We start from the raw sequence: 11,176 nt of genomic DNA, 5'->3' as shown, positions 1-11,176 counted from the left end.
GCCCGACCGTCCGTGGTGTCGCCATGAACCCCGTTGACCACCCGCACGGTGGTGGTGAGGGCAAGACGTCCGGCGGTCGCGCGTGCAGCAGCGCCTCCAGCATCTCCTCGGCCCGGCCGCGGGCGGCGGCCAGCTTGACCAGCCGGTGGGCGTCGAAGGTGTTCACCGGCCGGGCCAGGTGCAGGTTCAGCTCCAGGCCCTCGGCCGCGCCCACCTCCCGGATGTGGGCGACGCGGGCGGGAGCCTGCTCCCCCCACCAGCCCGCCATGGCCTCGGCGGCGGTCGGGCCGGGGGTGCGGCCCTCGTCGGGCGCGAGTTCGTGGCTGCGCCAGACGACCTCGACGCCGTCGCGGGCGGGGTGCCCGGCCAGCGCGCGGGACAGGCGCCGCTTGCCGATGTAGCACCAGGGGCACAGCACGTCGGCGTAGATCTCGAGCTTCATGAACGTCCTGTCCTGATCGGGGAAGCGGTCGGGGGGCCAGGACATCGTGCAATCTCAACCGCGCTTGAGGTCAACCCGGCGGCGGAGGCCGCGCCGGGAGTCCCGGCGCGGCCTCGATGGGGGGACGGGCTCAGCGGGTCGTGATCTCGCTGGCGGACAGGTTGCCCCAGGTGTGGTTGGCGGCCTTGACGACCAGGCGCACCTGGGTGGTGGTGACCGGCGCGGGCAGCGGCACCGACCGCCGCTCGACCGTGGCGGTGTTGCTCGCCCAGCTGATCGCCGCGCCGGCCGTCCGGGTCACCCAGGCCGAGCCGTCCCAGGTCTGGACGTCGAGGGAGGTGATGCCCTGGCCCTGGCCGAAGTGGGTGGCCAGCACGACCTCGCCGACCGTCCTGGGGTTGGGGAAGGTGAGCGTGATCGTGCCCGGATAGGTGACGCCGGAGGACGGGCTGGCCCAGGTCGTGTAGTCCCAGCCGTCGGTGAGGGCGGCGGGGGTGGTGCTCTGGCCGTCGCCGAAGGAGGTGGTCACGGTCGCGGCCGGCTCGGACCGGCCCGCGCCCGCCGTCCGCTGGACGGCGCCGAGGTCGGGCATGCCCGAGGGCAGGGCCGTGCCGGAGACGTCGCGGCCGCCGTCGGAGGCGATCTCCAGGCCCTGCCGCAGGACCGGGGACGACGCCGTCGGGAGGTAGCCGGACAGGTCGGCGAGCGTGGTGGCGGCGCCAGGGGCGGTCAGCAGCGGGTTGCCGGACAGGGCCGCCCGGTCGCCGCCGGGCACCGGCCCGGACCAGTAGAGGTTGCGGTCGTACTGCACGGCGCCGCCGTCGTTGTAGGGCAGGTTGGCGCCGTTGTGGATGACGTTGTAGCGCAGCCGGACGTTGCTCACCGAGCTGCTCCACACCTTCACCAGGCTGAACGAGGCCCGGTCCGGATGGTTCTGGATGAACGGCGTCAGCGGGACCCAGATGGTGTTGTTGTAGGCGTCGATGTTCCTGGTGTTGGTGGAGAAGGCGAAGACCTGGTTGGCGTCGTTCTGGCTGACGTTGTAGCGGATAGTGGCCTCGGCCGGTCCGGTGCCGGTCGAGACGGCGATGAAGAAGCCGCCCTCGTTGTCGTGGCTGAAGTTGTACTGGACCAGGCTGCGGTGGACGGAGGCGTCGGCGTCGAAGGCGTTGCCGTCGCTGGCCAGGCCCCAGTACTTCGTCCCGGACACCTCGTTGAACTGGACGACGGTGTCGTCGGCCCCGGCCCACCAGATGCCGACGTTGCCGTGGTTCTGGGCGGTTCTGGCGACCCGGTTGCGTTCGATGAGCGCGCCCTGGGCCTGCATGACGGTGATGCCGCCCGCCGAGATGTCGTGCACGTCGTTGCCGCGGACGACGACGCCCGTGCTCGGCGTCCAGGGCCGGTAGTCGGCGGCGGGGATGCCCATGAGGTCGCTCCACAGGTTCGTCCAGCCTTCGCGCTGCATCCACTGCGACCAGGTGACGATCCCGTACGAGCGGGAGTCGGCGACCTCGTTGCCCTCGATGAGCAGGTCCTGGTAGTAGGTGGCGGTGTTCTTGCCCAGCGCGCTGACGATGATCCCGCCCGCCGACGGGTTGGAGGACTGCGAGCCGGAGGCGGCGCCCTGGATGGCGTGCACGTAGTTGCCGCGCACGGTGATCCGGGGGACGGCGCCGAGGTCGGTCGCGGTGACCGCGATGCCGATGCGCGGCGTGCTCCCCGACCCGGTGTTGGTCACCTCGAAGCCGTCCAGGACGACGTCGTGCAGGTCGGCGAGCTTGACGGCCGCGTCCACGACGCCGCCGCCGGCGATGGACGGCCGGGCGCCGGCGCCGTAGGAGGTGAAGGTGACCGGGCTGCCGGCCGAGCCCGAGCCGCGCGGCGCGAGCCGTCCGGTCCACTGCCCGCCCGCCTTGAAGCGGACGGTGTCGCCGGGCTGGAAGGTCTGGGCGTTGACCTTGTCCAGGGTCCGCCACGCGGTGGACGGTGAGTGCCCGTCGGCCGCGTCGTTCCCTGCGGGGTCGACGTAGTAGGAGGTGGCGGCGTAGGCCGGGGCGGGCGCGGCCACGAAGGTCAGGACCAGCGCGGCGCACGGTAAGAGAACTCGGAACACGGCAACTCCTGGGGAGAGGTGACGGTCGGGCGCCCGAGTTACTAATTAATCAAGGTTTAATATCTTGCCTGAAGAGGGTCAGGTCAAGAGGGAGATCCACGTCGTAGAGAAGCTCGTCCACGTGGTTGAGCGCGTGCCGTACGGCGCCGAGCACGACGGCCTGGTCGGCGAGGGTGGAGATCTCCAGGGCGGGCGGTTCGAGGCAGAGCGGGTCCAGGTGCCGGCGCAGCGGCTCCATGAGCACGTCGCCCGAGCGCGAGACGCCGCCGCCCACCACCACCAGGTCGGGGTCCACGGTCAGCACGATGGCGGCGATGCCCTCGGCCAGGTCGTGCGCGTACTGCTCGACCGCCCACCGGGCGGCGGGGTCGCCGTCCCTGGCCGCGGCGAAGACCAGCCCGGCCACCTCCTCCGGCGCGGCGCCGGGGGCGAAGTGCGCCAGGTGGTCCGGGGCGCGGTGCCAGCCGACCAGGTGCAGCGCGCCGATCTCGCCCGCCATGCCGCGCCCGCCGCGGTGCAGCTCGCCGCGCACCAGGATGCCGGCGCCGGTGCGCACGCCCGACAGCACGAACACCACGTCGTCCACCTCGCGGGCCACCCCGGCCCACCGTTCGGCCAGGGCGGCCAGGTTGCAGTCGTTCTCCACCAGGATCCGGCAGCGGTAGTCGCGGCCCACCTCCGCCGCCAGGTCCAGGCCCGTCCACTCGGGCAGCCCCACACACAGGCGGACCGTCCCGGACGGGCTCACCACGCCGGTGGTGCCCACGGCCACCGACAACACCTGGTCGGCGGTGACGCCAGCCTCCCCCAGCGCGGCCGCCATCGTCGCGCGGACGGCCGCCAGCCGCTCGGCCCTGCCGTAGTCGGCCTGCACGCGGGTGAAGCCGAGGCCGACGGGCTCGCCCTCCAGGTCGGTCACCTGGGCGCGGACGCTGGAGGAGCCGATGTCGACGCCGACGACGTAGCCGGTCGTGGCCCGGAACCGGTAGAGGCGGGCCGGGCGGCCCATCTGGCCGGCCTCGGGGGCGACCTCCTCCAGCCATCCGTGTCCGTGCAGCTCCTCGACCAGGCCCTCCACGGTCGGCCTGGACAGCCCGGCGCGGCGGGCCAGGTCGGTGAGCGGGACGACGCCCGCCGCGCGGATCGCCCGCAGCGTCGCGATCATGTTGATCCGCCGCAAGCGATGTGCGTCGCTTCCTTGGAGCGCGACCTTCCGCATGGACCCCCCTTGACAGTGCTGCCTGGCGACCAATACAAACAAGGACTAATAAAAACAGCTTTAATTACTAAGTGGCAAACCGGAAGGACATCGATGTCGGAACCCGTCGTCACGCTCGCCGTCGCGGGCGCGGGGCTGCGGAGCACGCTGTACGCCCGCCGGGCCCTGACGACCGGCCGCGCGAGGATCGTGGCCGTCGCCGAGCCTGATCCGCGACGCCGCGCCGCCTTCGCCGCCGAGCACGGCATCGCGCCCGGCAACGTCTTCGCCGACTGGGCCGACCTCGTCGCGGCGGGCCGGCTGGCCGACGCCATGATCATCGGCACCCAGGACCGGATGCACGCCGAGCCCGCCGTCGCCGCGGCCGACCTCGGCTACCACATCCTGCTGGAGAAGCCGATGGCCCCGACCGAGGAGGAGGCCGCGCGCATCACCGAGGCCGCCGAGCGCAACGGGGTCATCCTGGCCGTCTGCCACGTCATGCGGTACACCGACTACACGCGGGCCCTCAAGGCGCTCGTCGACCGGGGCGCCGTCGGCCAGATCATGAACATCCAGCACCTGGAGCAGGTCGGCTGGTGGCACCAGGCGCACTCCTTCGTCCGCGGGAACTGGCGCAACGAGGCGGAGTCGGCTCCGCTGCTGCTGGCCAAGGCCTGCCACGACCTCGACTGGATGGCCTACATCAAGGGCAGTCTGCCGCACCGGGTGTCCTCCTTCGGCGATCTCGTCTATTTCCGCGAGGAGCGGACCCCGGCCGGCGCCACGGCCAACTGCCTCGACTGCCCGGTGGAGGCCACCTGCCCGTACTCGGCCAAGCGGCTCTACCTGGGCTGCCTGGGCGACCCGGACAAGGAGTGGTGGCCGCTGTCGGCGGTCACCGCCGACCACACGGAGCGGGGCGTGCTGACCGCGCTGCGCGAGGGCCCGTACGGCAGGTGCGTGTTCGCCTGCGACAACGACGTGGTCGACAGCCAGGTGGTGAACCTGGAGTTCGCCGACGGCGCCACCGCCTCGTTCACCGTCACCGCCTTCGCCGCCCTGGAGCACCGCAAGACCCGGATCTTCGGCACGCACGGCTCCATCGAGGGCGACGGCGTGCGCCTGCGCCTGCACGACTTCCTCACCGACCGGATCACCGAGATCGACACCCGGACCGGCGCCGGGGCCTCGATGGCCGGCGGCCACGGAGGCGGCGACGACGGCCTGATGGACGCCTTCCTCGACGCCGTGGCCTGCGGCGACCCGGCGATGATCCGTTCCAGCGGTCACGAGAGTTTGGCCACGCACCGCGTGGTCTGGGCGGCCGAGCGCGCCCGCCTGTCCGGCACGGTGATCACTCTCGCCGAGCCCTCCCCCCTTGAAAGGTGACAACCATGACCAACGCCCTCTCCCGGACGGCCGCGCTGGTGGCGGTCGGCGCGCTCGCGTTCGGTGTGACCGCGTGCGGCAACAAGAACAGCGGCGGCCCGGCCGGGCAGGCCGAGCAGAAGTCCCTCGTCTACCGCTCCTCCTGGGGCGAGCAGGAGCCGCAGGCCAAGATCTTCAAGGCGATTCTGGACGACTTCGCCAAGCAGAACAACGTCAAGGTGGACGCGAAGTTCGTCGGCCGCAAGGGCACCGAGAACCTGCCCACCGAGATGGCCGCCGGCCAGGGCCCCGACCTGTTCGACGTCGCGACCGACAACCTGCCCGGCTGGCGGGCCCAGAACCTGAACGCCCCGCTGGACGACCTGCTCACCAAGCAGGTGCCCGGCGAGGGCAAGACCGTCGGCGACGTGCTGCCCGACTCGGTCCGGCAGGCCGCCTCCGACGACAAGGGGCTGGGCTTCCTCCCGCACACCGTGATCTCCACCGCCGTCTGGTACGACGCCGCCAAGCGCCCCGAGCTGGCCGACAACCCGCCGCGCAGCTGGGCGGACCTGATCGCCTTCCTCGACAAGGAGAAGGCCGCCGGCCGGACCGGCATCGGCCAGGACGGCACCATCCCCTTCTACAACGTCTACTGGTTCTACTCGGCCCTGGTCCGCGCCAACGGCGCCGGCAGCCTGCTGGCGCTGTCGAAGGACGCCGCCGCCTGGGACAAGCCCGAGGTGCTGGCCGCCGCCAAGCAGGTCGAGCAGCTCACCAAGGGCGGCTACTTCCAGAAGGACCACATGGCCACGAAGTACCCGGCCGCGCAGGACGACTGGGCGCAGGGCAACTCCGCCCTGAACATCAACGGCACCTGGCTGGCCAGCGAGGTCAAGGCGAAGACCCCGCCCGGCGCCAAGATCCGCTCCTTCCAGCTCCCGGCCGGCGGCAAGGACTCCGTCGAGGTCGGCGCGCTCGGCTGGGGCGTCAACGTCAAGGGCAAGAACGTCGAGACGGCCAAGGAGTTCCTGGCCTTCGCGCTGCAGAGCAAGTACCTGAGCCGCATCTCCACCGAGGCGCTCAACATCCCCTCGCGCCCCGACATCCCCGCCCCCGACTTCCTCGCCGACGTGCAGAAGGCGATCGCCGAGGCGCCCGCCGTGCACAAGACCTACGACACCCTGGCCGCCGACAAGGCCTACTGGGTGGACCTCCTGCTGCCCCTGGACGACCAGCTGCTGGCGGGCAAGATCGACGCCGCCGAGTTCGTCGCGCAGGGCAAGAAGAAGACCGCCGACTACCTCGCGAACAAGGGCTGACATGGCATACGGCTCCCTCGTTGCGGAGACGGCGCTCCCGTCGCGGGATCCGTACCGCGGCAAGATCCTGCGGCCGGCGCGGGAACGGGCCTTCTGGCCCTTCCTGCTGCCCGCGCTCGTGCTCTACACGCTGCTGTTCGTGCTGCCCTCCTTCTACGGCGTGTGGGTCAGCCTGTACCGCTGGGCCGGTCCTGGCGCCGAGATGGAGTGGCGCGGCCTGCGCAACTACCAGGCGCTGCTGCGCAACGACGCGTTCCTGCAGTCGTTCGCCAACACCTTCCTCCTGGCGGTCGCGGGCGGCGCGCTGGTCTTCGGGATCACGTTCCTGTCGATGATGGCGCTGCGCCACCTGAAGGGACGGGCCTTCATCCGGTCCGTCGTCTTCCTGCCGATGATCATCTCGGCGATCGCGGTCGGCGCCGCGGTCGGGTTCCTGCTCAACCCCGGCGGCGTCGTCAACCAGGTGCTGGGCTGGGCGGGCATCGACGGGCTCCCCTGGCTCGGCCCCGACCTGGTCTTCCGGTGCGTCATCGGCGGGCTGGTCTGGTCCTCCACCGGCTTCTACATCGCGCTGATGATGTCGGCCGTGGACGGCATCCCGCCCCACCTGTACGAGGACGCGGTGCTCGGCGGCGCGACCAAGTGGGAGCAGTTCCGCCACATCACGCTGCCGCTCACCTGGGACGTGTTCGCGGTCGCCGCCGTGTTGTGGGTGGTCAACAGCCTGAAAGTGTTCGAGATCGTGATCGCCTTCACCACCGGCGGCACGCCCGGCGCCCCGCCGCTGCAGGCCAGGACCGTGGCCGTGCAGCAGTACACGGTGATCACCGGGGGCGGCGTGCCCGAACTGGGGTCCGGCGCCGCGATGGGGGTGGTGGTGACCCTGATCACCATCGTGCTGATCGTCCTGGTGCGCCGCATCACCCGCCGAGAGAGCGTGGAGCTGTCATGACGACCGTCCCGGTGAGGCGTCCGCTGGCCCGGCTGCTGGGCGACCTGCTGCTGCCCCGGCTGACCGCCGTCGCCCTGTGGGCGTGGGTGGTCTTCAACCTGGCCCTGGTCGCCTGGGTCGGCCTGCAGTCGCTGAAGTCCTCCGGCGAGGTGTGGCTGCACCCGTTCGCGCTGCCCGACTCCCCCGCCTGGGAGAACTACGACTCGGCCTGGCAGGCCGGCCAGTTCTCGATCGCCGCGCTCAACAGCGTCGTGCTGACCGCGCTCGGCGCGTTCCTCATCGTCGTGATCGCGGCGCCGGCCGCCTACGCGCTGTCGCGGTCGTCGCGGCGGATCGCCGGGCCGATCACCGGGTTCTTCGCCGTCGGGCTGAGCATCCCGCTGCAGACCATGGCGATCCCGATCGTGGTGGCCAAGCTGTCGGTCTACACGTTCATGGAGGACTGGGTCACCGGCTGGTGGGACAACCGCATCACGCTGCTGGTGTTCGAGGTCGTCCTGTCGCTGCCGTTCGCGGTGTTCGTCCTGACCGGCTACTTCCGGTCGCTGCCCAGGGAGGTCGAGGAGGCCGCCGAGCTCGACGGCGCCGGGCCGCTGACGGCGTTCGTCCGCGTGATCGCGCCGCTGGCCCGGCCGGGCCTGACCACCGTGCTCGTGCTCAACGTGATCGGCCTGTGGAACTCCACCCTGCTGGTCCTGCTCATCACCCCGCTGCCCGAGGAGCGCACGCTCCCGGCGGCCCTGCTCAACCTGTACTCGACCATGCAGTACAGCTCCGACTGGGGCGGCCTGTTCGCCGGGATCGTGATCCTCATCTATCCGATGGTCATCCTCTACATCTGGCTCGGCCGGCGGGTCGTCGAAGGCATGACGGCCGGTATCGGCAAATGACCTGGAAAGGACGCCCGCTCTTGCGCGTCATCGTCACCGCTTTAACGCTGTTCGCCGGACTCCTGGCCGCCACCCCCGCGCAGGCCGCGACCGGCACCACCTACTACGTCGACGCCTCGGCCGGCGACGACGCCGCCGACGGGTCGAGCCCGGCCACCGCCTGGCGGAGCCTGGACAAGGCGAGCGAGCTGCGGCTCGGCCCCGGCGACCGGCTGCTGTTCCGGGCCGGGCAGCGCTGGACCGGCCGGCTCACCCTGAAGGGCGCCGGCGCGCCCGGCGACCCGGCGACGGTCGGCTCCTACGGCCAGGGCGCCAAGCCGCTGATCGAGGGCGGCGGGCTCGACGGCGCCGCCGTCACGATCGCCGACGTGCACGACTTCGTCGTGGACGGCCTCCAGGTGACCAACAGCGACGGCCGGGCCGTCTACCGCACCGGCGTCAACCTGTACGCCAAGGACTCCGGCAAGCTGGCGAACGTCACCCTGCGCAACCTCGACATCCACGACGTGGACGGCGCCGGCGGCCACAGCGTCGCCACCGCCGGGCTGCTGATCTCGATCAGGGGCAACCGGACGCCGACCTGGTTCGACCGGCTGGTCATCGAGGACAACGAGATCTCGAAGATCGGCTCCTACGGGATCATCATGTGGTCCACCTGGTCCCGCCGCAACGGCATGACCAGCCTCTACCCGGTCGAGACCGGCATCCCCGACAGCGAGGTGGTCGCCTGGACGCCGAGCACGGGCGTCGCCATCCGCGGCAACCACGTCCACGACGTGACCGGCGGCGGCATCACCCCGATGCACACCAAGGGCGCGCTGGTCGAGGGCAACAAGGTCGAGCGGGCGGTGACCGGCCGCACCAAGCCGACCGGCGGCAACGTCGGCATCTGGTGGCAGGGCAACGACGACCTCGTCGTCCAGCGCAACGAGGTCAGCGGCACCGGGTTCAACGGGCCGGGCTCCGACGGGCACGGCTTCGACTCCGACGCCGACAACAACCGCAGCATCGTGCAGTACAACTACAGCCACCACAACGACGGCGGCTTCTTCATCGCGGTGTCCTTCGCCGGCGCGCCCACCCGCGACACCGTGGTCCGCTACAACGTCAGCGAGAGCGACGGCTACGAGGTGTTCGGGCTGTCCACGGCCACCCACGGCACCGACATCCACCACAACACCGTCTACGCCGACGGCCGGGTGGTCGAGGTGAAGCCGCCGCTGGCCGGGGCCGGCAAGTATCCCCTGGGCAAGGTCGTGCGGATCTACAACGACGCCGCGGGCGTCACGGTGCGCGACAACGTGTTCCTCAACGCGGCCGGCGCCGGGTTCGACGGCAAGAACGGCGCGATCTACGACCACAACCTGTACTGGGGCACGCCGCAGCCGCCGACGGGGCCCGACCACGAGGCGATCGTGGCCGACCCCCGGCTGGCCTCGCCCGGCTCCGGCGGCCTGGCCGGTTACCGCCCGCTCGACGGCTCGCCGGTGTTCGACGCGGGCGTGAGCGTGCCCGCCGTCTCCGACCTGGCCGGCACGCCCGTCCCGGACGCGGCGCCCGACCTCGGGGCCTACCAGCGGGCCGTCCCGCTCCCCGAGGCGAGCAGCACGTTCACGCCCAAGGGCCAGCTGGAGCGGCTGGCCGACCGTGACCCGGACACCTTCTGGCAGAGCGTGCCCAAGCCGCGCTTCCCCGGCACCGTCGACCTGACCTACGCCGTGCCGCGCACCTTCGGCCGCGTCGAGGTGAGCGGCTCGCCGGACATCGTGTTCGACGTCCAGACCTCCGCGGACGGCCGTACCTGGCAGACCAGGGCGAGCGGCGCCAAGCAGGCGGTGACGCTGCCCGAGGAGGTCACCACGCGCCGGGTGCGGCTGGTCGTCACCGGCGAGGGCCGCTTCCGGATCGGCGAGGTGCGGCTGAGCGTGCCCGCCGCCGCCGAGCCGTACCTGCCGCCCGGCGGCGTGCCGGTGGCCACCTCGTCGTTCACGTCGGCGTCCGCGCTGGAGAACCTGATCGACGGCGACCCCGGCACGCCGTGGGCCTCGGCCTCGACCGGGGTGACCTTCCCCGGCGACATCACCGTCGACTACCGCACGCCGCGGACCTTCTCCGAGGTCACCCTGCACACCGCCTGGGCGGGGGGCCAGGGCATCACGGACGTCTCCCTCCAGACCTGGGACGGCGAATCCTGGGTCACCCGGGTCGACCACCATCTCATCGACTGGCCGTCCAGCAGCGCCACCGTCGAGACCAGCACGATGCGGCTGCCCGCGCCGGTGTCCACGCAGAAGATCCGGCTGATCGTCCACAAGGCGAACCTCGAATGGGGCAACCTCGCCCTCTACGAGATCGTCACCCGCTGACCAGATCAGGAGAATGAAGGCATGACTCAGGTGCTGTCGGGAGCGACGCATTACTTCCGGGTCCTTCCGGAGCAGTGGCGGCAGCGCCTGGCCATGCTGCGGGCCATGGGCCTGGACACCGTCGAGACGTACGTGGCCTGGAACCTGCACGAGCCGCGGCCCGGCCACTTCGACTTCACCGGCCGGGCCGACCTGGGCCGCTTCCTGGACCTGGCGGCCGAGGAGGGGCTGCGGGCGATCGTGCGGCCGGGGCCCTACATCTGCGCGGAATGGGACAACGGCGGCCTGCCCTGGTGGCTGCTCGCCGACCGGGACGCCCCGCTGCGCTGCCACGACGAGACCTTCCTCGGCCACGTCGGGCGCTTCTTCGACGAGGTGATCCCGATCGTCGCCGCCCGGCAGGTCACCCGCGGCGGCAACGTGATCATGGTCCAGGTCGAGAACGAGTACGGCTCCTACGGCTCCGACCGGCGCTACCTGGCCTGGCTGGCCGACGGGCTGCGCGAGCGCGGCCTGGAC

Annotated in this window: 8 protein-coding genes and 1 pseudogene; 6 read left to right on the top strand and 3 right to left on the bottom strand. The window is 71.5% G+C overall.

The genetic code is table 11. The features are described from left to right. Positions 1 to 139: 139 nt before the first annotated feature. From ACWCSD_RS36965 to ACWCSD_RS36955, 3 genes and pseudogenes are all read right to left on the bottom strand, one after another. A pseudogene (locus ACWCSD_RS36965) lies at positions 140 to 442 on the bottom strand (DsbA family oxidoreductase); the annotation flags it as partial. Positions 443 to 572: 130 nt separating this feature from the next. Then, positions 573 to 2,558, bottom strand: coding sequence for a right-handed parallel beta-helix repeat-containing protein (locus ACWCSD_RS36960; RefSeq protein WP_449921948.1), 1,986 nt, complete (start codon positions 2,556 to 2,558; stop codon positions 573 to 575). A 49-nt stretch (positions 2,559 to 2,607) separates the two neighbouring features. Continuing rightward, on the bottom strand, positions 2,608 to 3,738 hold the full coding sequence (locus ACWCSD_RS36955; protein WP_449921947.1) for an ROK family transcriptional regulator: 1,131 nt from the start codon (positions 3,736 to 3,738) through the stop codon (positions 2,608 to 2,610). Positions 3,739 to 3,870: 132 nt separating this feature from the next. Here ACWCSD_RS36955 and ACWCSD_RS36950 point away from each other — a divergent pair, with 132 nt between their 5' ends. The 6 genes from ACWCSD_RS36950 to ACWCSD_RS36925 all read left to right on the top strand — a co-directional run. Beyond that, complete coding sequence (locus tag ACWCSD_RS36950; RefSeq protein WP_449921946.1) at positions 3,871 to 5,148, top strand: Gfo/Idh/MocA family protein; 1,278 nt, start codon at positions 3,871 to 3,873, stop codon at positions 5,146 to 5,148. A gap of 5 nt (positions 5,149 to 5,153) precedes the next feature. Continuing rightward, positions 5,154 to 6,449: an ABC transporter substrate-binding protein gene (locus tag ACWCSD_RS36945; RefSeq protein WP_449921944.1), complete on the top strand. Its 1,296-nt coding sequence runs from the start codon at positions 5,154 to 5,156 to the stop codon at positions 6,447 to 6,449. A gap of 1 nt (position 6,450) precedes the next feature. Next, the gene (locus ACWCSD_RS36940) at positions 6,451 to 7,401 is read left to right on the top strand and encodes a carbohydrate ABC transporter permease (protein WP_364341337.1); all 951 of its coding nucleotides are present in this window, start codon (positions 6,451 to 6,453) and stop codon (positions 7,399 to 7,401) included. Further along, entirely contained in the window at positions 7,398 to 8,291 is an 894-nt protein-coding gene (locus ACWCSD_RS36935; protein ID WP_352360128.1) for a carbohydrate ABC transporter permease, read from the top strand. Before ACWCSD_RS36940 ends, ACWCSD_RS36935 begins: the two co-directional genes overlap by 4 nt. 20 nt (positions 8,292 to 8,311) lie before the next feature. After that, positions 8,312 to 10,657, top strand: a complete 2,346-nt coding sequence (locus ACWCSD_RS36930) for a discoidin domain-containing protein (RefSeq protein ID WP_449921942.1) — start codon at positions 8,312 to 8,314, stop codon at positions 10,655 to 10,657. Between the two features lie 21 nt (positions 10,658 to 10,678). Further along, the coding region (locus tag ACWCSD_RS36925; protein ID WP_449921940.1) for a beta-galactosidase at positions 10,679 to 11,176 on the top strand (498 nt) is incomplete at its 3' end.

The sequence above is a fragment of the Nonomuraea sp. NPDC001684 genome (assembly GCF_053596515.1).
Note: the sequence above shows the minus strand (reverse complement) of the source record. Positions and strands in the feature narration are given on the sequence as shown.